Consider the following 23780-nt stretch of genomic DNA (forward strand, 5'->3'; position numbering starts at 1 on the left):
TATTAATATTTTCTTAGCAGAATTGAGGGCACAACATCCGCCGGATCTGAGTATTCATTTGGTACTCGATGGCGCAGCTTATCATCGGTCAAATATAGTAAAAAACAAAGCGAATGAGCTTAATATTCAACTTCATTATTTACCACCTTACAGCCCCAATTTGAATCCAATAGAGCGACTGTGGAAAGTAATGAATGAACATGTGAGAAATAATAAATATTTTTCTAGTGCCCAAGAATTTCGAGAACAGATTGATCAGTTTTTTGAAAGTAAACTTCCTGAGATAGGAGACTCATTATCGAGTCGAATTAATGACAACTTTCAAAAGCTAACGCCTGCATCTTGAAGTGGGATGGGTATACATTTATTTAAATATCCTAAAGAAATCATTAAGGAGATTATTTTAGGAGCGAATGCTTCAGAGGAGCTTGCTGACAAAATAAAAACAATTATTGACCAAACTCCAGAGTTTTCACACGTGAAGTTGACTAAAGCCTATATTGCAGAAAAGTCCTATCGCTTAGAATTTAAAAGTTTATAAATACACTTATTATTTGAATCCAAGTAATTCCTAAGTGCTTTTTTGTAATAAAAAATAGTCGTAACGCTCGATTAGTAACATTCGATTCGTAACATTCGATAAAGGTTAAGCTTATTTATTGGAGCAAGTTATCATTTAAATCACTAAACTGTACCTTTACGCCCTGAGCTCCTTTTTGCACAAAGAGTTACTTTTGTACAAGGAGCTACTTTTTGAACATCGAGCAAGTAACTAAGGTATAAACGAATAAGCATAAGCGGCTTAATTCAGGACATTTAATCCTTATTTGAGTCACCAATGCTAACGCCTTTAAGACTCTATTTGCTTACGAAAAAACTGCACCATTTCATCACGGGTCTTAAGGTGTTTGAGATGAAAAATATCCATCGGGAATAGTAGTTCAATCACGCCAGTATCAAAGATACGTTTTACTTCGTACTCATTATGAGCAACATCTTGTTGGTATCTATAATTTAACCAAGTTTTATTCGTATGGATAATAAATTCCACTCGCATACCGCCTAAACGAGCAAAAAACTTCATCATAGCTGTTTTATCACTCGACCCTACTGCACGACCTTGATATTGAGAATGTTCACTTAAAGTGTCGGATATATCCTCTAAAACCATTAAAGAATTAGCTTTTGAAGCGCTGCGCGTAAGGTGTTGTTGAAAAGCTTTTACATCGCTTACCGAATCAAGTACAGCCATCAATCCAAGTTCATCATCTACTGCAACCGCTGGATTTTTTTGGTTTTTTCGTAATAACTTTAAAACCTTTGCCTGCGGTGGTTTTTTTCTAATAGAAACATAAATGGGTGTTTTTTTCACTCCGACGGTAAAACTACGACGTTTTAATAGAGTTAACTTTTCACCTTTTGCTAGTTGTATTAACTTAGCCTGTGCTGGATCCAAAACCGTTACTGCATTACAGCTAAAGTCTTCTGGTCGATGTTTTGAATAAAGGTAGACGGGATCCAGTTCTCCTATTTTTAAATTCGGGCTCCAAACATAACCGTTTAAAAAGGCTAGAAAAGCGGAAAATTTGCTTTCAATGTCTGTTTCTCGTTCTCGTTGATCGATACTTGCTGCGAGGGTCATTAAAATGAGTTTACGGCGTGCTTCAAAGCGTGCTTTTTTATGGTAACCATCATTGAACATGATTAATAATAGCTCAACGGGGTTGTTAGTGACTTCTATCTCATTGGTCGCTTCAATATGTGATGCATAGGGAGAAAGGATTTTACCAATAATAGAGTGAATGACCGCATCGGCTGTCCGTGAGTACTCATCTACACGGCTCTTTATTTCATTGAGGTTACCGTTGATGCCAAACATATTACCTAATAAGCATAATGCTCGCTCAGAGCGCTTTTCTCGTAATGCTTTATCTGAAATGAGGGTTTGAATTTGCTCAAAATCATCAACACCTAAAAATTCAAATATTTGGCTACGTAAAGCGCGATATTTTGTGACGTTGTTAGGATTCTTTTGTAAATTTTTTAGCCATTGACGCGTTTGTTGAGAAAAGCGTCCGATATTTAGTGAATGTTCAGAAACAGTGAAAGGCCCTGATTGTTGAAGAGAAGTAAAAACGCTGTTTGTAGAGAGCACTGACATAAAACCACCAAAACGATATAAAACCCATGCATTAACTGCATTCATTCAATAAATATACACTAATTAATTGATTTAAAAATAATAAAAATGAGAAGCACTATTAGAATGATTATTACGGTTGCTGAGATGAAGTTTAATTAAAGCGGCTTAGTAAATAATTTTATCCCTGATTTAATATAAAAATACATAGAAAATGAGGTGTTAACTGATTCTATATATTTGTCACTAAAGGTGTTGATATGACGAGTAAATAATATTGAATTCAATTCCTTGTTTTGGTTTGATAATAACCAACATAGAGATCATAAGATATTGAAAAAAGTGTAAGTGTAACGGAGCTTTATCTTAGAGCTGTTTGTAAATTTAACTTTTAGGTTTCAAGGCTTTTACATGCATTTACGTTTGTTCATCTTGGTTCTCTGTTTTTTACTCGGTATTTAATAAGTCATAATAAAAAATAAAGTTATTGATTTTATTGATATTTTTGATCTCATTAGTCTTTAAGTAAACTAACGATAATTTCCATTCTTGCTACACTTTAGAGGTATCTGTCAATGTCGTCAGATACTAAATAGGTGCTTTTAGATCTCTGATTGAGCACATTAAAAACTAAAGGAAATAATAATGATTGATAACCTAGCAAGAAAAAATAACGTAAATATTATCGCTCAACAAGATCAGTTAAATAAGGAATACTCACAGCTTAAAACACACTATGATGAAAAATATAAAGCAGGTTGGTACTTTATGAATGCGCAGCCTCGCCCATGTTTTAGTACCTTATTATTAGATGAGTTAAATGATTATGCGAAAAACATTAAAGCAGAGATGGTTACTAGCGAACAGCAAAAATATGATTATCTGATCCTTGCTTCTGATGTTGATGGTATTTTTAATTTAGGTGGCGATTTAGCCGTTTTTCTTGAATTGATAAAAAAACAAGATCGCGCAGGATTGCTCGCTTATGCGACCAAATGTATTGATGTTTTGTACCATAATATCACTCATCTTGATTCAGAACTGACTACTATTGCTTTAGTTCAAGGTGATGCACTTGGAGGAGGGTTTGAAGGTGCTTTATCAAGTAATGTCTTAATTGCTGAGCGCGGCACCAAGCTTGGCTTGCCAGAGGTCTTATTTAATCTATTTCCTGGAATGGGAGCATATTCATTACTTAGTCGAAAAGTAAGTGCAGCAAAAGCAGAAGAAATTATTTTAAGTGGTAAATTGTATGTAGCAGAAGAGTTGTTTGAGTTAGGGATCGTTGACATACTGGCTGAGAAAGGAGAAGGAGAAAAAGAAGTCTATCGTTATATTAATGCGGCAAATCGAAAAGCAAACAGTTATCAAGCTATTCGCAAAGTACGTGATATTTGTGCGCCGATTCCTTATAAAGAGCTAATAGATGTGACTAATATTTGGGTCGATTCAGCGTTAAAGTTAACAGCTAAAGATCTTAGAATGATGGAAAGGTTAGTGATGCGTCAATCAGCAAAAAATATCTCATAATCTAAGTTATGCAAAGTTCCCATTTCAAAATAGATATAAAGCCATAGCAAAAGCACTATAACTTTTATCTTATTTTCCTGTAGAAGATTTTACTAAGGCATTATTTAAAGCTTCTACAGTTTTAATAAAATTGTATTCAATATCACTCACTAATAGAGTGATCTCTTGAGTGCCAATATCATAAGGTTTGCATTCCTCTCCTTTCCTACATATTTCAGCTAGTCTGTTTGCTCCAAGCTCCGATGCAGCACCTTTTAAAGCATGCAGTGATTCACGGAATTGCAAATAGTCACTATTAATAACTTGTTGTAAGTATTTAATATGTTTATTACCGTCTTCTGTAAAACCTGTTATTAATCGTCTCATAAATTCAACATCATCATCTAATAGAAATAGTTCTTCAAGGACGGCACTATTATACCATTCACTCTCTGGCTGCTGCTTGTTAAGGTTTGTTATGGTTGTTGAAGTATTCGTTATGTTGCTAATAGTCGAATTAGAAGTGTTGGAAATTACCGCTATTTTTTTCAATAGCTCATGAGAATCAATGGGTTTAGTTAAAAATTCATTAATACCTAAGCTAATACCTAATACCCTCGCTTCAGGGGTGGCATCGGCCGTTAACATAATAATTGGAAGTGTGTTGTCGGTGTCCATAAAGCGTAATGCTTGTACAACTTCATCACCAGAGCACTTAGGCATATTTTTATCGACAATTAATAAGTCAAAGTGTTCTAAATTGGCCGCTAATTTATCTAACGCCTGCTCTCCGTCATCAGCGATGACAATAGAATGACCTGCTCGCTTTAGAATACCTGACAGTACTTGTTGGTTAACCTTATTGTCTTCTGCAATTAAAATATTTAATGCTTTAGCGCCGTGCTGGCTTTCATAAAACTCACTCAAAGAAACGACTTTTTTATTCTGACTATCGATATGTTGTGCGGTATGTAAGGCATTAAATAATGATCGTTTATCATTGATGTCGGCAATCACCGATACAAAGTGTTGCTCTATTTTTTCATTATGCAGGTGTTTATCTTCTGGGTTAAGCAGTACTAATGAGAGTCCGTCTAATAATTTTTCGGATGTTAATAGTGTAATAAATTGTGTTGGGCTCATGCCTTGTAGGCTAAAGCGATCCACAAGCAGTATTTTATAACCAAGTTGTTGTTCTAATGCTTGTTTTTGCATCGATAAAGCATGCACTGGAGAGGTGACAAAATCTGCCGATAAATCCCAGACTTTTAGAAAAGACTGGATCGATTTTTGGGTGGTTTCGGTTGCCATAATTAATAAATCATTGTCACTAACAGTTAAAGATGCATTGGGTAGAATAGTAAAAGGCAATTCAAACCAAAAGGTTGAGCCTTGATCTAATTCACTTTTAACACCTATTTTTCCACCCATTAACTCCACTAATTCTTTTGAAATAGTGGTACCTAATCCGGTACCATCTATATGGCGTATTGTGGCTTTTCCGACCTGCGTAAAGTCATCAAATACGTTAAGTAATGACTGTTTATCAATACCAATCCCAGTGTCCTTGATGTCAAAACGAATGACAGTGGTATCTTTCTGCTCTGATACTTTATATACATGCAGTTTAATGGACCCTTGGTCAGTAAACTTTATTGCATTACCGATTAAATTAACTAAGACTTGGCGAATGTACTGCTGGTCAGCTTCAAGCCGTAACGGTACATCAGAATCAATTGTTGAAGTAACGATTAATCCTTTCGCTCTAGCAATCAGTTTTTGGGTACTGATAATAGAGTTAATTAACGTATGTAAATCCACTGACTCTTTATTAATCTCTATTTTCCCAGCCTCAATTTTGGAAATATCGAGTACTTTTTCAATCAAGCCTAATAATGTTTTTGCTGAGCTTTGCATGGTGCTTACAAGGCTGCGTTGTTCTTGGTCGAGTTTAGTTTCAGTGAGTAAGTCACCAAGACCTAAAACACCATTCAAAGGGGTTCTTAGTTCATGTGACATATTAGCTAAAAAGCGAGTCTTAGCTTGGTTCGCTTTCTCTGCCATGTCGATTGCTGCATATAGTTTTTTTATTAAAAATATAGAATACAGCGGGATCAAGGTAATGACGATTAAGAGACTGATTGCCACCCTTGTATTTTCTTGCCAATAATCTCCCCAATAAATAGCAGATAAAAAACCTATTGTTCCTACTATTAGAGAGATATAAAGGTAATTAACCCCGAACCTAAATCCATTACCTAAAATAACCCATAGATAAAATACAAATAAGTACACGGTTTCTTCGGCGGCGGTTGCCATTAATATAGAGAGTGAAATTAAATCTAAAAATATTCCAATCACTCTTCTTGTTGGACTGATTCTAGTATTGACCATAATGGAAATAAAGATAGCGAGCGCCATGCTTGTCGCCGTTAATATTACTATTTTTATGGTTGAATCGAATAGGCTACTAAGTGGCGCTTCAACGCTCCATGGGATGCACAAAAAAATGACTAATAACAGGCTTATAAAAACACGTACTAAGGCTTGTTCAGGTTCTGGATCATCAGTTTGATTTACATAGGTTTTGACTGCATTTAGTTTTTTACATAGTAGGTTCATTAAGACATCGAATCCATTTAATCGTCTATTGTGAGCTAGGGGTTATAGTGTGGTGTTCTAATGTTTAAATTGTCCACCTTTATGTGTTAGCGATTACATTCTAATAATTGTCAGTAGCTAGCGATTAAGAACAAGTGCTCAGTCATTTTCTATTGAGAATAAGTTATTAGTCATTAATATTTAGTTGCTATCAGCTATCAGGGTATTCTCGGTTTATTGCTATTATGTTATCTAATCGTTTTAAAAATGCATCAACACAGCGAGGATCAAATTGCGTACCGGATTGTTTTTTCAGAAAATCAATCGCATCTTCAAGTAACCATGCTTTTTTATAGGGTCTAACAGACATAAGAGCATCATATACATCGGCAACGGAAACAATACGTGCAATGAGTGGAATTTGAGATCCTTTTAATTGGCTTGGATAACCTTCACCATTAAAACGTTCATGATGATTGAGCGCAATAATGGCCCCCATTTGCATATATTTTGATTGGCTACCAGAAAGGATTTCATAACCAATAGTGGTATGAGTTTGCATGATAGCCCATTCTTCAGGCTCGAATTTCCCTGCTTTTAATAAGACACGGTCAGGTATACCAATTTTTCCAATATCATGCATTTGCGCAGCATGTTCAAGATCATTACATTCATTCTCATTTAAGCCGATTTCTTTAGCTATTTCTTTGGCATATTTTGCCATTCTAATAACATGATTACCGGTTTCTTCATCGCGATATTCACCTGCTTTCGCAAGTCTTAAGATCGTTTCTTGTTCTCGCTGAAGAATTTGTTCTGTGGCTAAATGTACTTGCTCTGCTAACCAATCGGCTCTATTTTGAATGATCACATGTTGCTTATGTAGTTTTAATAAGTTTCTGCAACTTGTACGGCATTCGATTTGGTCGATAGGTCTATTTAAAAATGCGGTTGCACCTGCTTCTAGGGCTTCATGACGCACTTTTTTTTCACTAACAACAGTGATCATCATGATCGGAATATGTTCACCTGTTGCTGTGTTACGCACCGCTTCAATGAACTCTATTCCATTTAAACCGGGCATTCTATAATCGGTGACAATAAGGTCTGCTTGGTTGTCTTTTAACCAGTTTAGTGCTTCTCTAGGATCCGAAAAATCAATGACTGTAATGTCATCAGCAATTTGTAGAATAATTTTTTCTAAGATCATCCTTCCCGTTGATTGATCATCAACGATCACCACTTGTCTTTGGTCATTCACAATAGTACTTCCACTTAAATTTTAAAAAATTAGTTGATGTAATAGGACAGGTGTAACTTTATTTACCCTCTAATAATTTTCCTATTACCTAGCATCTAATTTTGATACATATGATTATGATTATTATTATGTGTGTCGGCATCTTCTAGGCTGCTGTAAATGAGAAGCTTGTCGAGATGATTTTATGACAGAGTCATAGATGATAACGTATCTTTTAGGTTGTTAATTAAAAAATGATCAATTTAATCTTATTGGGACACTTTTTTTTGTTATTTTATCACTACTATTATTATTTTTGTTGATTTTAAATAACACAAAAATACTCAGTTATGAGTAGCGTAAATGACTGCAATTTAGAACACAACCTAAACCTGAACTTTAATTACATATGTTTATAAGTAAAATTATCGGTATATTACAAAGGTACAGATTCTTTAATCGTGAAGTATTTGATAATGAACTAGTTAATGCTAGCGCAGTTAAGAACGTGAAATAAATATTGATTCAGTAAATAGTAATGCGGTCATGTAATTTATTTTATTAATCGATTTTGATTAAATCATCGTATGTAATAACCTCGTACTATTAACGCATAATCATTTACTATCCACTATGTGATTATTTTCTTCTTAATAAATTAAGGAAACGACCATGACTCAAAGCTTCAATAACAGCCTCATTAAAACGGCTATTGTTGGTTATGGCTTTTCAGCTAAAACCTTCCATCTTCCTTTTATTGACACTCTATCTGAATTTGATGTAACCGCGATCAGTAGTAGTCAAGTTGATACTGTTGAGCAAGATTGGCCCAAAGTGCAGCATTATCTAACTGCAGAAGAGATGATTTGTAATACCGATGCGCAATTAGTGATTATTACTGCACCCAATAATGTACATTTTTCATTAGCTAAATTAGCGTTAGAAAATAATAAGCATGTTATTTTAGAAAAACCATTCGTAACAAAAATCACCGATGGAAATACTTTGATAAGTCTTGCTAAAGAAAAAGGCTTATTACTTAGCATTTATCATAATCGTCGTTGGGACGGGGATTTTTTAACGGTTAAGAAGCTTATTGAAGAAAAAACACTGGGGCAGATCAAGCATTTTGAATCTCATTTTGATCGTTTCAGACCTGTTGTTCGTCAACGCTGGCGAGAAAATTCTCAAGATGGTGGTGGTATTTTATTTGATTTAGGGCCGCACCTAATTGATCAAGCTTTACAACTATTTGGACTACCTGATGCGATTACAGCACATTGTAAGATCACGCGTGAAGGCTCCTCAAATATTGATTATTTTAATTTAACACTCCATTATCCCGATAAATTAGCCTCTTTGAGTGCTTCTTTATTCTCTGCTGGCCCCAATTTACGTTTTAATATTCAGGGGGACCAAGGTACTTACAGAAAATTAGGATTGGATCCGCAGGAAGATCTATTGAAAGCAGGTATACGACCTGACGGTGAACATTGGAATAATGAAAGTGTAGAGCAATACGGTACTTTATACACTGAAGACGCGTTAGTGGCGGTTAAAACAGAATTAGGTGGTTACCAACACTTTTATCAAGGTATTGCTCATGCTATTAATAACGCTGGTCAAGTGCCCGTTTCTGCAGAGGATGCATTATGGAATATCCGTTTGATTGAATTAGCGATGGAAAGTGAACGTTTAGGAAAAAAAATGGCAGTTAAATTATGAGTTCAACCTATTCATTAAATGATTTATTAGCACAAGAATCACAGTTACAGTTTACGTTTTTTAACAATCAAATAGCTTGGGCGTTAGGTTGTAAATTGAAACAATTAGCCGAAAAGAGAGAGGCACAAGTTACAATTGAAGTTTATGCTTTTAACCAATGCCTATTTAGCTACGCAATGCCTGGAACTCAGCCTGATAATCTACATTGGATCAAACGTAAACGTCAAACCGTGTTGCGTTTTGGTCATAGTTCTTATTATATAGGTCAATATAATAGCGCTAAGCATAGAGTGTTTGAACAGCAAGACCATATTGACGCTGATCTGTATTGTGCTCATGGTGGGGCTTTTCCAATTATTATTAAAAATTCAGGTGTAGTAGGGGTGGTGACAGTTTCTGGATTACCGCAGGAGCAAGATCATCAATTGATAGTGGATACCTTGGCGGAGTTAGTTGAGTCGTACTGACCATGATTTATTTACTTTGAAATTTTATAAAAGCCATTGCTTATGTTATCTGCAATGGCTTTTTGCTATTTCTCTGTTGCGCATTCTTACTTAATACAGTTTATCTTAGCTAGGTTTAATGAGCGCCTTTAAATCTATTGCCCGTAGATATCAAAGCTAAAATAACTTGCTGCTATTTTATCATAGGTACCATTTTTACGGATTTCTGCAATAGCGGCATTAAATTTCTCTGCTAATGCTTTATTATTTTTACGAAAAGCCAGTGCAGTACCTTCCCCTACATAAGCTTTATCAGTTACTAACTTACCTTTTAACGCAAAGTTAGCGCCACGTTCTTTTTCTAAAAAAGCTAACACTAATTGATCTGAATTTGCAAAGGCGGTATCTAAACGACCATTGGCTAAATCAATATATACTTGGTCTTGTCCGCTATAGCGTTTGATAGTAGCAACATCACCGTACATATCAGTCACATAATTATCATGTATGGTACCCACTTGAACGCCAATAACTTTACCTGTTAAGCCTGCTTTATCGATATTGAAATTTGCATCTTTAGCGGTCACAAAACTGGCTGGTGTTTGGTAATATTTATGACTAAATAAAACACGTTTTTTACGATCTTCAGTAATGCGCATAGAGGCCATAATCGCGTCCGATTTTCTTGATAATAAACCTGGAATTAGTCCATCCCAACTTTGTGTTACCCACTCACATTTTAGCTCTGCTTGTTTACACAAAGCATCAGCGATCTCGATATCAAAACCAACCGGCTTACCGGTATTATCCTTATAATTAAAAGGGGGGTAAGTAAAGTCAGAAGATAGGCGTATAGGCTTAGTTTCTTGGGCTTGTAATGAGGTAATAAAAAGTGACGATAATACAATCGCTGCAATATGTAATGCTTTCATGTTTAGATCCTTCTAGCGTAATGTTATTGTATATGTTTTAGTGTATTGAGTGTTTCGAGCATACTTTTTTTGGAGCCGATAGTGATTCGTACACAGTCACTAAGCGCGGCTTCATGAGCTTGGTTACGTGTAATAATTCCCTGCTTAACGAGGTAATTAAATACATTAAGGCCGGCATTAAACTTAATTAATACAAAATTAGTCTGGCTACTATAAATCGTCTCAACAATATCTAGTTGTTGTAACTCAGATGTAAACCAATCACGAATCTCAATCAATTCAGTCGTTTGTTTGGACATGGCTTGTAAGCCAGTGTCTGATAATGCTTTTAATGCAATTTCAGCACTAGGATCCGCGATAGGGTAAGGTGGAATAAGACGGTTAACATAAGCCATTACACTGCTATCTGCTAACAAAAATCCACAGCGAATAGCGGCTAATCCAAACGCTTTTGATAGGGTGCGTATTACGATTAAATGTGGGTGTTTATTCATTAAGTGTAACGCACTTTGATGTGCTGAAAATTCAATGTAAGCTTCATCGATAACCACTAAGGTAGATGTTTTACTGGCCTCTAATAATTCAATAATATCGGCTTGCTTAATACTATTACCGGTAGGATTGTTAGGTGAACATAAAAACAATAAGCTGCTGGTGGGCAACTGAGTTTTAATTTGTTCAACATTTAATTGAAAATTATCTAACAACGGAATTTTATTGGTTGTTACTGCAAATGAATCGGCGCAAAACTCATACATTCCATAGGTGGGAGGGCAAATAATTATTTGGTCATTCCCTGGTGTACAAAAAGTACGAATCAATAGATCTATTGCTTCATCTGCACCTCGTACGGTCACTATTTCACTATCTAATTTACCAACACCTTGCTCGCAATAAGCGAGGTAAGCTTGTGCAGTGTCCTGTGGTAAAAAATCAGGATAACGATTGTATTGGTTACTGCTACCTTTAGAGAGGTCACCATATTGAGCGCACGTTTCAAGTTCATTAGCATTTAGCCATAAATGTCCGCTACCGCCTAAACGACGTGCAGACTGGTAAGGAACTAGCTTTTCTACTGCGCTTGGTACTAATGTTGATGCTAATGATTTCATTAACGTGTTTCCGATTGAAGTTAAATACAGCTAAAAATTAAGGTTGAATATTTATACTGCAAAAGTGCGTAAATATTCATTTTTTGGATTGTAAGCGATTTAAACAAATGTTCATTGAAATAAGAAACGAAAAATTGGTATAGTAGGTATGCATAAAACACATAGCTCAATAGTTACCCCTGTTAATAGGTAACGGGTTAGATGCTTTATTCGTATAAACACATCTAGTGTTGCACTTACCTTCAAGTGTTTAATTAATTGATTAAGTTTAAAAGCTTGTTATTTAAGCCTAGTTATCTAACCCCTTTTTATTTGAGAAACAGCACTGTCATTGAATGAAAAACAATAACTGACTAATCTTTCACGTTATAAAAATGAGGTATTGATGGATAACCGTTTACCATCTACAAAGGAGATGCTGGCATTTATTGTTACTGCTGAACATTTAAAGTTTACTGTCGCGGCACAAACTTTAAATTTAACCCAGGGAGCGGTCAGTCGTCAGATTATTTCACTTGAGAAAAAATTAAATATTCCTCTGTTTCATCGCCATGCACGTGGTTTGAGTTTAACTGATAAGGGCAGAGATTTTTTGCCGCTGGTTAAGCAAGTGATTAATCAGATGAAAAGCGCAGTCGAAAAAGTTTCTGATATTAAACCTAACATTAGGTTGAAAGTGCCTAGTTGCATTACCACATGGTTATTACCCAAAATAATGGCATTTCAGCAGGCATTCCCAGATATTGCCGTAGAACTAACGTCATCCATTAAACATGATATAAATTTTGACTTTGAGTCATTTGATGCTGCTATTTGCTATTGCACTGTTATTAAAGATAAAAACTTAAGTAGTCAGTTGCTATTTGAAGAATATTTAACACCGGTGTGTTCTCCTTCTTTATTAACTAAGGCACAAACACAGCTTAGTATCGAAGAGATGGGGCAATTACCATGGTTACATGCAACACCACAGCAAAGCGATTGGATTTTATGGTTGAATGAAGCTGGTTGTGCATCATTCACCACCAAACATCATCAAAATTTTGCAACGTTGGATTTGGCGGTCGGTGCTGCTATTCAGGGGTTTGGGATCAGTATTGGGGATGTGACGTTAGCTGCTTCTGATCTTGAAGCAGGAAGACTTTGTCAGCCTCATTCATTGCAGGTTAAATCTGGAAAGGGCTATTATTTCGTTTTTCCAAAGGTCACCAATAACCTTACATTACAGAACTTAATCAATTGGTTAGAGAACTAATAGTTTTGTTTTTTTAGCGTTAATCGAATAAAAATACAATGCATAAAAAATCCGAGAGCAGTAATTGTTCTCGGATTTTATGTAATCTATTTACTCAACAAGCTCGTTCGCTTAATAAGCTGCTTATTTTTAAAGCTACTTACTCTGAAACTAATAAAGCGTTAAGTTAATCGTTAGATTCTTCACGTGGCGTGCGCTCATTTGCTTCACGTACTTTCAATGAACGTTCTTGGAACTCTTGTTCATTTAATTCTTGAATTGCATTGGCGGCGTCACTTTCTGGCATTTCAACAAAACCAAAACCACGGCGTTTACCTGTATGTTTGTCCTTCATGAGACGCACTGAAATAACTTTACCGTGTTCTGAAAATAGCGTGCGGATCGCCATTTCATTTGCACGGTAAGGTAAATTACCAACATAAAGCGTAGTGGTTGCAAAATCACCTTCTGCATCGCTGGTTGTTGAAGCCGCTACTGAGCTTGTACTTTTTGATGCAGTGCTTGTACTTGAATTTGCAAATTGAATTAAGAATCCACTAATGACAGCACCTGCAGCAAATAAAACGGCACCACCTAGTGTGATTGGAAGTAAAGTGATCGCAGCTGCGCCAATAACGGCAACTGCAACAGAAAGCAACACTGGAGTGTTTGATTTCATAATTTAATAACCTCAAAAAAATAATAAAAGAAAAATAACTAGAAACGTAAGTGTTTATTCAAAAACATTGTTTGAATTCATCACATAGTGCTTTAGAGAATGGTGGCTGTATCCTTGCCATTGTCAATCCATTAAAAGCTAAGCTATTGTATGTCAAAAAAACGATTTAGCGTTAATAGATTGGCAAATCCACTTTGATCTTGTTGATGAAAAGTTAAAAATGTGAAGCAAGCCTCGCTGCTTGTGTATGAAATATAATCGTTGGGCGCTGTTTTTTTATACTGCGTTTTGTTTGAATTGCAAAAGTTAAACTTTCAAACGGATAAAATAATAGGATGTTAAATATTGACTTCAAATGATAAAGACTGAAGTGTTTAAAGATGGAGATTAAAACAGAAATTAGCTAGAATGCACCGCAATTAAGCTGCGCAAATTAGGCGTGCTATCAACAGATATTAAAAATAAGCATTAAAGCCGCTTAATAACTGCAAAAAAGCAGTGTTAAGTAATGCCAATGGTATCAAATATACGATTTTAATTTTACGTTAATAATAACTTAGTTTGATGTGGAAATTGCTGTAAATGGTTGTTCCCTTTACGAAACTGGCAATTAAAAACAAGCTATTTTAACAAGTAGAATAGATCTCTTAATGATTACGATTGGTATAAGCTGCGATAAAGTGGTTCTCAATTTTGAAGAACTTGTATCGCAATGCACAATGTCGTCACTAACAAGGTATTTAAAGTATTCATGAAAAATATTCGTAACTTTTCAATCATTGCCCATATCGACCATGGTAAATCCACATTGTCAGACCGTTTAATCAGTACTTGTGGTGGTTTAACCGAACGTGAAATGGCGGCACAAGTAACCGATTCTATGGATATTGAGCGCGAACGTGGTATTACCATTAAAGCGCAAAGTGTGACTTTGGATTATAAAGCTAAAGATGGTGAAACGTACCAACTTAACTTCATCGATACGCCTGGGCACGTAGATTTCTCTTACGAAGTATCACGTTCTTTAGCGGCTTGTGAAGGCGCGTTATTGGTGGTTGATGCTGGGCAAGGCGTAGAAGCACAAACTTTAGCAAACTGTTACACCGCATTAGAAATGAACTTAGAAGTGGTACCTATTTTAAATAAAATCGATTTACCGGCTGCTGAACCAGATCGTGTTGCTGAAGAAATTGAAGATATCGTCGGTATTGATGCAACCGATGCGGTACGTTGTTCTGCTAAAACAGGGTTAGGTATTGATTTAGTACTAGAAGAGATTGTTAGAATGATTCCACCACCAGAAGGTGAGATGGATGGACCATTACAAGCATTAATCATCGATTCATGGTTTGATAACTACCAAGGCGTAGTGTCCTTAGTACGTATCAAGCATGGTAAAATTAAAGTCGGCGATAGAATGAAAGTAATGACCACGGGTCAAGTTCATCTTGTTACTAAAGTGGGATATTTTACACCGAAACAAAAAGAAACAGGTATCTTGAAAGCAGGTGAAGTGGGTTACGTCATCTCTGGTATTAAAGATATTTTAGGTGCGCCAGTGGGCGATACATTAACCTTAGCTGATAATCCAGCGCCTAAACCATTACCTGGTTTTAAACGTGTACAGCCTCAAGTTTATGCAGGTCTATTCCCTGTTAGTTCTGATGATTATGAAAACTTTCGTGATGCGCTAGGTAAACTAAGTATTAATGATGCGTCATTGTTATATGAGCCAGAAAACTCGTCTGCACTAGGCTTTGGTTTCCGTTGTGGTTTCTTAGGTTTATTACACATGGAGATCATTCAAGAGCGTTTAGAGCGTGAATACGACATTGATTTGATCACAACGGCTCCAACTGTAATTTATGAGGTTGAAACCAATAATGGTGAAGTTCAATATGTTGATAGTCCAGCTAAATTGCCTCCGACTAATAATATTAAAGAAATTCGTGAGCCAATCGCTGAATGTAACATTTTAGTACCACAAGCTTACTTAGGTAATGTTATTACCTTATGTATCGGTAAACGTGGTGTGCAAACAAAAATGACTTATCACGGTAATCAAGTCGCGTTAACTTACGAGATCCCAATGGGTGAAGTAGTAATGGACTTCTTTGATAGATTGAAATCGACTAGCCGTGGTTATGCATCATTAGAATATAATTTTGTTCGTTTCCAATTAGCTGAAATGGTACGTGTTGATGTGATGATCAATGGCGATCGTGTTGATGCATTAGCATTAATTACACATCGTGATAATGCAGAAGCTTACGGACGTGAATTAGTCGAGAAAATGAAAGAGCTCATTCCTCGTCAAATGTTTAATATTGCAATACAAGCAGCGATTGGCAGTAAAATTATTGCTCGTTCAACGGTTAAACAGTTGACCAAAAATGTATTAGCAAAATGTTACGGTGGTGATATTAGCCGTAAGAAAAAACTGCTGAAGAAACAGAAAGAGGGCAAAAAACGCATGAAGTCTGTGGGTAATGTTGATGTGCCACAGGAAGCCTTCTTAGCTGTATTGCATATAGGTAAAGATAAGTAGTCTTCAATTGCTAACCCCTTGTTAAGTAAAGGGCGGTAGCAATTAATAAAAGCTAATGCGCTGGTTTATTAACCCGCGCATTTTGTATTTTAAACGAGTCATATTAGTTAAAAATATTAATTAATATGATTTATAAAATTAATAGGAAAAAAAATGGCAAATTCATTTGCATTGATATTAGTGGTTTTAACGCTATTAACGGGCGCAGCCTGGGTATTTGATAAAATAAAGTGGGCGAAAAAGCGTAAACAGGCTTATGCCGATTTTCAAGCTCAATCTGAAATAGAATTAGATGATAAAACCTTAGCTAAAATGTACCCAGAAAATCCAATTATTGAGAATGCACGTAGTTTATTTCCAGTGATTGCAACGGTATTTATTTTACGTTCATTTATTTATGAACCGTTTCAAATTCCATCGGGTTCGATGATGCCAACACTGTTGGTGGGGGATTTTATTCTCGTTGAGAAATTCTCATATGGTATTAAAGAGCCTGTTTGGCAAAATACACTTATACCAACGGGGCATCCAGAACGTGGTGATGTTGCTGTGTTTAAATACCCTGAAGATCAACGCGTTGATTTTATTAAACGTGTGGTGGGGTTGCCCGGTGATCGTATTGTTTATAAAGATAAACAACTGTACATCATTGCTGCCTGCGAAGAAGCCAAGTGTGGTGATTATAAAAAGTTAGATATGGAATTCTTAGGCGAGCAAAACTTCAAACATGAAGCAAATACTGTCAAAGTGTATTCAGAAGTATTAGGTGACGTGAAACATCAGTTATTAATCAATCCATTACGTGGTGAACCCGTGCAAGCTTATTTCCAACAAAAAGATGTCACCACTTATGCTTATGAGTGGGTGGTACCGGAAGGTAATTATTTCGTGATGGGTGATAACCGTGATAACAGCCGTGATAGCCGTTTTTGGGGATTTGTCCCTGAGCGCAATTTAGTCGGTAAAGCCGTTGCTAAATGGATCAGCTTTGAGTTTGACCGTGGGGCGGATAGTTTCTTACCAAATTGGGTACCAAGTAATGTACGTTTTGAACGTATAGGTAGTATAAAATGAAGATCAAAGAACAAGAATTAAAACGTTTAGAGAAGCGCATTGGATATGAGTTTTCAGATTTTTCATTATTAAAACAAGCACTCACTCATCGAAGTGCCTTGGGTTTACATAATGAACGATTAGAATTTTTAGGAGATTCAATTTTAAGTTTTGCTATCTCGACTGATTTATATAAACGTTTTCCTAAAGTAGATGAAGGTGATTTAAGTCGTATGCGTGCCACCTTAGTTTGTGGAAAAATGTTGTCAGAAGTGGGACGTGAATTTGTATTAAGTGACTGCTTAATTTTAGGTCCTGGTGAACTGAAAAGTGGTGGATTCCGTCGTGACTCAATTATTGCTGACGGTGTGGAAGCAATTATCGGTGCGATTTTTTTAGATTCTGATATCGATACTGCAAACAAGCTGGTATTAAGCTGGTTTGAAAGCCGCCTTAATACAATCCAACCGGGGATTAGTCAGAAAGATCCTAAAACTCGCCTACAAGAACACTTACAATCGCGTAAACAAGCATTGCCACTTTATGAAGTGTTAGATGTAAAAGGTGAAGCGCACAACCAACAATTTACCATGAGTTGTCAAATTGAAGGCATGAAGCAAGTGCAAGGTAAAGGCACTAGTCGTCGTAAAGCGGAACAAGTTGCCGCGAAAAACATGTTAACTGCATTATTAGGTGAGCAATAATGTTACTACTCAATACTATTTATTTACCTGTACTTTTAACTTTAACTTTCATCTATTTAGGAGCTAAATAATGACACAAAAATGTGGCTTAGTCGCAATCGTCGGGCGCCCTAATGTAGGGAAATCAACGCTTATTAATGCATTACTTGGACAAAAAGTAAGTATTACTTCGCGTAAGGCACAAACTACGCGTCACCGTATTCTAGGTATCGATACCGATGGTGATTACCAAACTGTTTTTGTTGATACGCCTGGATTACATATTGAAGAGAAGCGCGCCATTAACCGTTTAATGAACCGTGCAGCATCAAGTTCTATCAATGATGTTGAAATGATTGTGTTTGTGGTTGAAGGTACGCATTGGAATGCCGATGATGAAATGGTATTAAAAAAATTCCAGTATTTAAAATGCCCGGTTATTTTAGCGGTTAATAAAATTGATAATGTAGAAGATAAAGAGTTATTACTGCCGCATTTACAGAAAATCGGTAAGCTTTATGATTTTGCTCATATTTTGCCTATGTCAGCCAAATCCGGTGATAACGTTGAAAAAATTCGTGAATGGGCAAAAGCGGTATTACCTGAGTCTGAGTTTTATTTCCCAGAAGATTATATCACTGACCGTTCATCTCGATTCATGGCATCAGAAATTGTACGTGAAAAATTGATGCGCTTCTTAGGTGATGAATTACCTTATTCTGTGACCGTAGAAATTGAACAATTTAAACAAAAAGCCAATGGTCTTTTACATATTAATGCACTTATTTTAGTTGAGCGTGATGGCCAAAAACGTATGGTGATCGGTAATAAAGGCGAAAAACTAAAAGCGATTGGGAAACAAGCGCGACTAGATATGGAAGAGTTATTTGACTCAAAAGTATTCTTAGAAATCTGGGTTAAAGTTAAATCGGGTTGGGCAGATGATGACAGAGCGTTACGTTCGCTTGGTTATGGTGACGATTACAACGGTTAATACAGCGGCGTAATTTATGTCCATAGAATGCCATAATGCATTTATATTACACCGACGTCCCTATGGAGAAACAAGTCAAATTGTTGATTTGTTTTGCCAAGATGTCGGTAAAGTTAGCCTTGTTTTTAAAGGCGGTCGTAGTAGTACTCGTATGAAACGCGGTATGGCGCAACCGTTCACCCTGCTGCTCGCTAGTTACTTTGGCCGTAGTAGTTTGAAAACAGTTAAGTCATTAGAGGCGCAAACACAGGTGGTGCCTTTACAGGGGCAACGTTTGTATATCGCGATGTATATGAATGAACTGTTATATCGGCTATTACAAGCTGAGACTGCTTGTGATGGTTTATTTGAGTGCTACCAACGTACTCTGATCAGTGTCGCTAGAGATGATGATCCGCAAAAAGCTCTACGCTTATTTGAATTAACATTATTAGAAACGCTCGGTTATGGTGTTAATTTTGATCACGATGTATACAGTGATGAAGTGATTGAAGCAGGCTTTCAATATCAATATAAACAACAGCTTGGCTTTTTTGCTAAACAGGCTATTTGCAATCCTCAACAGGTTTACGATGGTGCAGATATAATTAACTTATCACAGCGTAAGCTTGATAATGAAGCTACATTAAAGATGGCTAAGCGCTTTTGTCGACAGGCGCTTGCTAACTTATTAGGTGATAAACCATTACATAGCCGTGCTTTATTTGCGGCCAAATAAATATAATAAAGGAAAGAGCATGAGCAAAATATTATTAGGTGTGAATATCGACCATGTTGCAACACTTCGTAATGCACGTGGTACATGTTATCCAGAACCTGCACATTTAGCGGCGGTAGCTGAAACCTCTGGTGCAGATGGTATTACTATTCATATTCGTGAAGATCGCCGTCATATTAACGACCGTGATGTTGCTGTGCTGGCACAAACATTACAAACACGTATGAATTTAGAAATGGCTGTAACCGATGAAATGGTTGAGATTGCCTTAAAAACTAAACCTACTTTTGTTTGTTTAGTCCCTGAAAAGCGTGAAGAATTGACGACGGAAGGTGGCTTAGATGTTGTCGGTAATTACGATAAAATAGCAGCTGCAGTGAAGCGTTTAAACGCAGCTAATATTCAAGTGAGTTTATTCATTGACCCTGAAGCTGCGCAAATAGATGCAGCGGTAAAAATGAAGGCTGCTTATGTTGAATTACACACAGGTAAATACGCTGATGCCGAAACGGAAGATATTCAAGAAGCTGAATTAGCACGTGTTGCTAAGGCCGCAACTTATGGACATCAAGCGGGTATTAAAGTGAATGCGGGACATGGTTTGAATTATCATAACGTTAAGCCTATAGCTGCTTTACCTGAAATTATCGAACTGAACATTGGCCATGCGATTGTGGCGCGTGCGTTAATTGATGGTTTCTCGGTTGCCGTTAGTGAAATGAAACGTTTAATGATTGAAGGCCGAAATCATAGTCTATAAATGACAGCCAATAAATCAACAATTGAATATAAGCATGAGTCATTCACAAAGATGAGTGCTTATTAATCTGCTTTTATGCGCCAGTTGGCAAGCTAGAACACATCCCTTATTTTATCCCCTTTACAGAGGTGTCACGTGAGTTCAGATCTTTATATTGAGCAATTACGCGCACAGTTTCCTATTTTAGATCAGCAAGTTAATAAGCATCAGCTGGTTTATCTTGATAATGCCGCCACCACGCAAAAACCACAATCTGTGATTGATGCTATTTGTGATTATTATCAAACCAGTAATGCAAATGTGCATCGTGCCAGTCATGCGCTGAGTAACCAAGCAACGGCATGCTTTGAACAGAGCCGTAGTAAGGTGCAGCAATTTATTAATGCATCTCGTTCAGAAGAAATTATTTGGACTAAAGGTACTACAGAAGGCATTAATTTATTAGCAAACATATTTGCTCAGCAACTGCAGGCAGGTGATGAAATTATTATTAGTGCCCTTGAGCACCATGCCAACATTGTCCCTTGGCAAATGCTTGCGAAACAAACGGGCGCTATTATTAAGGTTATTCCGTTGACGCAGGAGCATTGTTTAAATGTCGAAGTATTTAAAGCATTACTAACGGCAAGCACTAAACTTGTCTCTATTGCACATGTATCAAATGTTTTAGGCGTTATTAATCCAATTAAAAAAATAATCGATTTAGCCCATCAGAAGGGCGCTAAAGTCATTATTGATGGTGCCCAAGCAGTTGCACACCTTGAGGTTGACGTACAAGCCTTGGATTGTGATTTTTACTTATTTTCCGGACATAAGCTATTTGGCCCAACTGGCATTGGTGTAATGTATGGAAAATATGATTTATTACAACAACTTCCTCCTTGGCAAGGGGGAGGGGAGATGATTGATACGGTTAGCTTTGAACAGACAACTTATAATCGACTGCCTTTTAAGTTTGAAGCTGGTACGCCGAATATTGCTGGTGTGATTGGTTTAGGTGCTGCTATTGATTTTGTAAATAGCTTAGAGAAAAGTATTCTTGAACAACATGAACAAAGGTTATTAGCTTATACCGAGATAGCTTTAAAAGAGATACAAGATGTTGTTGTATTTGCTCAAGATTTAAATAAATCTGGTGCCATTAGCTTTATTGTTAAAGGCGAACACAGCACTGATATTGCGATGTTATTAGATGCGCAGGGGGTTGCCGTTAGAAGTGGTTCACACTGCGCTATGCCATTGATGTCGGTACTGCAATACAGCGGTACTATTCGAGTGTCATTTTCAGTCTATAATACGCTAGACGAAGCGAAAGTGTTTATTAAGGCACTCCAAAGCGTCATTCAAATGTTGCAGGAATAAATAAAGCTTGATCAAAGGGGCATTAGATAAAAGTATTAAAGGTCCATTAAATTAAAAGTTTCATTAAATTAAAAATCCCACTATTCTTCTCTGCTTTTTATTAGCGCGAAGGTTAGTGGGATTTTTTGTTTATTATGATGCTTTATTCTTGTAATAAGCGCTAACTGCTAACTATTGCAGTTAACAGTTAGCGCATTAATTACTCTACAGCTTGTGTTGGCGTTAACTTAAACGATTTATTGATCTCTTTTTTATCACCTAATAAACGTGATGTGATGGTGCCTGCTGTCATTGAACCACTGACATTCAAGGCAGTACGAGCCATATCGATTAAAGGTTCAATTGAAATAAGTAAGGCTGCTATTGTGACTGGTAAGCCCATTGCTGGTAACACTATCAAGGCTGCAAAGGTCGCACCGCCACCAACGCCTGCAATACCAAATGAACTGATTGCAATAATCGCTACCAATGAAAGAATGAAGTTAAATTCCATTGGGTTAATACCCATGGTTGGAGCAACCATAACAGCAAGCATCGCAGGGTAGATACCAGCACAACCATTTTGACCAATGGTTGCACCAAAGGTCGCCGATAAGTTTGCAATCGCAGGCGGCACATTTAGTTTGGTAATCTGTGCTTCAACATTCAATGGAATGGTCGCAGCAGAACTACGTGATGTAAAAGCAAATGTTAGTACAGGCCAAATACGTTTAAAGTATTGTGTTGGACTTACACCAACTAACGAAACTAATAATCCATGCACGATAAACATTAAGAAAATCGCGATATAAGAAGCAACAATAAAGCCGAGCAGACTTAAAATATCACCTAAGCTCGATGTTGCGACAACTTTTGTCATTAATGCCGCTATACCGTAAGGTGTTAGCGCAATAATCATTTTAACAAGGCGCATAACAATTGATTGAGCCGCTTCAATAAAAGTGCGGATCGGCGATTCAAGCTCTTTCTTTTCAATCATCACTCGACGTGCTGCGATACCGACTAAAATACCAAAAATAACCACCGCAATAATCGAGGTTGAGCGTGCGCCTGTTAAATCTGCAAACGGGTTAGTAGGGATAAAACTGACTAGCATTTGCGGAATAGTGAGGTCGGCTACACTGCCTAGACGAGTCTCAAGCACACTAATGCGAGCTGTCTCACGAACACCTTCAGAAAGGCCCGCAGCAGAAAGGCCAAAAATTTGCGTGACCGCAATACCAATCAGCGCTGCAATCATGGTCGTAAATAATAAAACGCCAATGGTTAATGCACTAATTTTACCTAATGATCCCGAATTTTCGAGCTTCACTACTGCTGCAATCATGGATACTAAGACTAATGGCATAATCACCATTTTTAATAGGCCAACGTAACCACTGCCTACTACATTTACCCATGCTAATGTTTCACTGATGATAGGGTTTCCTTCACCATAAAACATGTGAATAATAAGACCAAAGGCACTACCAAAAACTAAACCGAGTAATACCTGTCGAGACAAGGTAGTCGCTTTTGTTTGTTGTTGAAACAGGAACAAAAGGATGAAAACAAATATTGCAAGATTAGCGATAACTGCAATTGACATGGGATTTCCTTAATAATGATAAATATGAGTGAAATGAACAGCTTTTGACGTTATTTGTACTTTGAAACTGTGAACTAGATGATAGTAAGTTGAGATTTTAATTACCTAATCGCAAAATGACAAAGCCAGTTAAAGCATGATATATATGATTTAGTTATAAGAGGTTTTTACTGTCATTATCGAAGCTAAAGTTAAGTAAAAACTTAACGCATATTTACTCCCACAACGCTATTTATTTCTACAGCACTATTTATTTCCAAAACAGTATTTATTTCCAAAACAGTATTTTCAAACAACCTAGCTTAGTGTTTAAGCTTTTGAGCTAGGGCCGCAGAGGCGTATCCCTAAAAAATATTTTCTAAATCCGACATTCCGCACCAGTTTTAGGAATAAACCCTCGCCTTTTCAGGAATAAATTTTTTGATATATTGGGCCCAAACAATCAATAATGACTCT

20 protein-coding genes are annotated in these 23780 nt (G+C 36.6%); 13 read left to right on the forward strand and 7 right to left on the reverse strand.

The window, feature by feature from the left end; translation table 11 throughout:
- Together H592_RS0110035 and H592_RS0110040 are read left to right on the forward strand one after the other, a co-directional pair.
- Positions 1-346: IS630 family transposase (locus tag H592_RS0110035; RefSeq protein WP_028868662.1), on the forward strand; the 346-nt coding region annotated here is incomplete at its 5' end.
- 6 nt (positions 347-352) lie between these two features.
- On the forward strand, positions 353-541 hold the full coding sequence (locus H592_RS0110040; protein WP_028868663.1) for a hypothetical protein: 189 nt from the start codon (positions 353-355) through the stop codon (positions 539-541).
- Between the two features lie 309 nt (positions 542-850).
- On the opposite strand, the gene H592_RS0110045 is transcribed toward H592_RS0110040, so the two are convergent.
- Entirely contained in the window at positions 851-2206 is a 1356-nt protein-coding gene (locus tag H592_RS0110045; protein WP_240923612.1) for a hypothetical protein, read from the reverse strand.
- A 579-nt stretch (positions 2207-2785) separates the two neighbouring features.
- Between H592_RS0110045 and H592_RS0110050 the strand changes: the two genes are divergently transcribed.
- On the forward strand, positions 2786-3670 hold the full coding sequence (locus tag H592_RS0110050; protein ID WP_084296259.1) for a crotonase/enoyl-CoA hydratase family protein: 885 nt from the start codon (positions 2786-2788) through the stop codon (positions 3668-3670).
- Positions 3671-3739: 69 nt separating this feature from the next.
- Here the strand turns inward: H592_RS0110050 and H592_RS0110055 are convergent, their stop codons facing one another.
- Positions 3740-6271, reverse strand: coding sequence for a hybrid sensor histidine kinase/response regulator (locus H592_RS0110055; RefSeq protein ID WP_028868666.1), 2532 nt, complete (start codon positions 6269-6271; stop codon positions 3740-3742).
- 190 nt (positions 6272-6461) lie between these two features.
- Positions 6462-7511, reverse strand: coding sequence for an HD domain-containing phosphohydrolase (locus tag H592_RS22000; protein ID WP_245600403.1), 1050 nt, complete (start codon positions 7509-7511; stop codon positions 6462-6464).
- Between the two features lie 651 nt (positions 7512-8162).
- On the opposite strand from H592_RS22000, the gene H592_RS0110065 reads away from it, so the two are divergent.
- Together H592_RS0110065 and H592_RS0110070 are read left to right on the forward strand one after the other, a co-directional pair.
- Entirely contained in the window at positions 8163-9215 is a 1053-nt protein-coding gene (locus H592_RS0110065) for an oxidoreductase (RefSeq protein ID WP_028868667.1), read from the forward strand.
- Positions 9212-9682: a heme-degrading domain-containing protein gene (locus tag H592_RS0110070; RefSeq protein WP_028868668.1), complete on the forward strand. Its 471-nt coding sequence runs from the start codon at positions 9212-9214 to the stop codon at positions 9680-9682. Before H592_RS0110065 ends, H592_RS0110070 begins: the two co-directional genes overlap by 4 nt.
- Positions 9683-9816: 134 nt before the next feature.
- Here the strand turns inward: H592_RS0110070 and H592_RS0110075 are convergent, their stop codons facing one another.
- Both H592_RS0110075 and hisC read right to left on the reverse strand, forming a co-directional pair.
- A complete protein-coding gene (locus tag H592_RS0110075) occupies positions 9817-10593 on the reverse strand; it encodes a transporter substrate-binding domain-containing protein (protein WP_028868669.1) in 777 nt (258 codons plus the stop codon).
- Between the two features lie 23 nt (positions 10594-10616).
- Positions 10617-11705: a histidinol-phosphate transaminase gene (gene hisC / locus H592_RS0110080; RefSeq protein ID WP_028868670.1), complete on the reverse strand. Its 1089-nt coding sequence runs from the start codon at positions 11703-11705 to the stop codon at positions 10617-10619.
- A 385-nt stretch (positions 11706-12090) separates the two neighbouring features.
- Here hisC and H592_RS0110085 point away from each other — a divergent pair, with 385 nt between their 5' ends.
- On the forward strand, positions 12091-12960 hold the full coding sequence (locus tag H592_RS0110085; RefSeq protein ID WP_028868671.1) for a LysR substrate-binding domain-containing protein: 870 nt from the start codon (positions 12091-12093) through the stop codon (positions 12958-12960).
- Positions 12961-13126: 166 nt separating this feature from the next.
- Here H592_RS0110085 and H592_RS0110090 read toward each other — a convergent pair whose 3' ends face one another.
- Complete coding sequence (locus H592_RS0110090; protein WP_028868672.1) at positions 13127-13618, reverse strand: RNA recognition motif domain-containing protein; 492 nt, start codon at positions 13616-13618, stop codon at positions 13127-13129.
- Positions 13619-14369: 751 nt separating this feature from the next.
- On the opposite strand from H592_RS0110090, the gene lepA reads away from it, so the two are divergent.
- The 7 genes from lepA to H592_RS0110125 all read left to right on the forward strand — a co-directional run bounded on the left by lepA (position 14370) and on the right by H592_RS0110125 (position 21736).
- Positions 14370-16166: a translation elongation factor 4 gene (gene lepA / locus H592_RS0110095; RefSeq protein WP_028868673.1), complete on the forward strand. Its 1797-nt coding sequence runs from the start codon at positions 14370-14372 to the stop codon at positions 16164-16166.
- A 153-nt stretch (positions 16167-16319) separates the two neighbouring features.
- A complete protein-coding gene (gene lepB / locus H592_RS0110100) occupies positions 16320-17240 on the forward strand; it encodes a signal peptidase I (protein WP_028868674.1) in 921 nt (306 codons plus the stop codon).
- The gene (rnc, locus tag H592_RS0110105; RefSeq protein WP_028868675.1) at positions 17237-17923 is read left to right on the forward strand and encodes a ribonuclease III; all 687 of its coding nucleotides are present in this window, start codon (positions 17237-17239) and stop codon (positions 17921-17923) included. The genes lepB and rnc overlap by 4 nt, the downstream gene beginning before the upstream one ends.
- Positions 17924-17993: 70 nt before the next feature.
- On the forward strand, positions 17994-18896 hold the full coding sequence (gene era, locus H592_RS0110110; protein WP_028868676.1) for a GTPase Era: 903 nt from the start codon (positions 17994-17996) through the stop codon (positions 18894-18896).
- Positions 18897-18912: 16 nt separating this feature from the next.
- On the forward strand, positions 18913-19614 hold the full coding sequence (recO, locus tag H592_RS0110115; RefSeq protein WP_028868677.1) for a DNA repair protein RecO: 702 nt from the start codon (positions 18913-18915) through the stop codon (positions 19612-19614).
- 19 nt (positions 19615-19633) lie between these two features.
- Positions 19634-20374 carry a pyridoxine 5'-phosphate synthase gene (gene pdxJ / locus H592_RS0110120; protein WP_028868678.1) on the forward strand — a complete coding sequence of 247 codons (741 nt, stop codon included), beginning with the start codon at positions 19634-19636 and terminating at the stop codon, positions 20372-20374.
- 135 nt (positions 20375-20509) lie between these two features.
- Positions 20510-21736: an aminotransferase class V-fold PLP-dependent enzyme gene (locus tag H592_RS0110125; RefSeq protein ID WP_028868679.1), complete on the forward strand. Its 1227-nt coding sequence runs from the start codon at positions 20510-20512 to the stop codon at positions 21734-21736.
- A 199-nt stretch (positions 21737-21935) separates the two neighbouring features.
- Here H592_RS0110125 and H592_RS0110130 read toward each other — a convergent pair whose 3' ends face one another.
- A complete protein-coding gene (locus tag H592_RS0110130; protein WP_028868680.1) occupies positions 21936-23324 on the reverse strand; it encodes an L-cystine transporter in 1389 nt (462 codons plus the stop codon).
- Between the last annotated feature and the right edge of the window lie 456 nt (positions 23325-23780).

Origin of the sequence: Psychromonas arctica DSM 14288, assembly GCF_000482725.1 — a bacterium.
GTDB classification, from domain to species: Bacteria; Pseudomonadota; Gammaproteobacteria; order Enterobacterales; family Psychromonadaceae; genus Psychromonas; species Psychromonas arctica.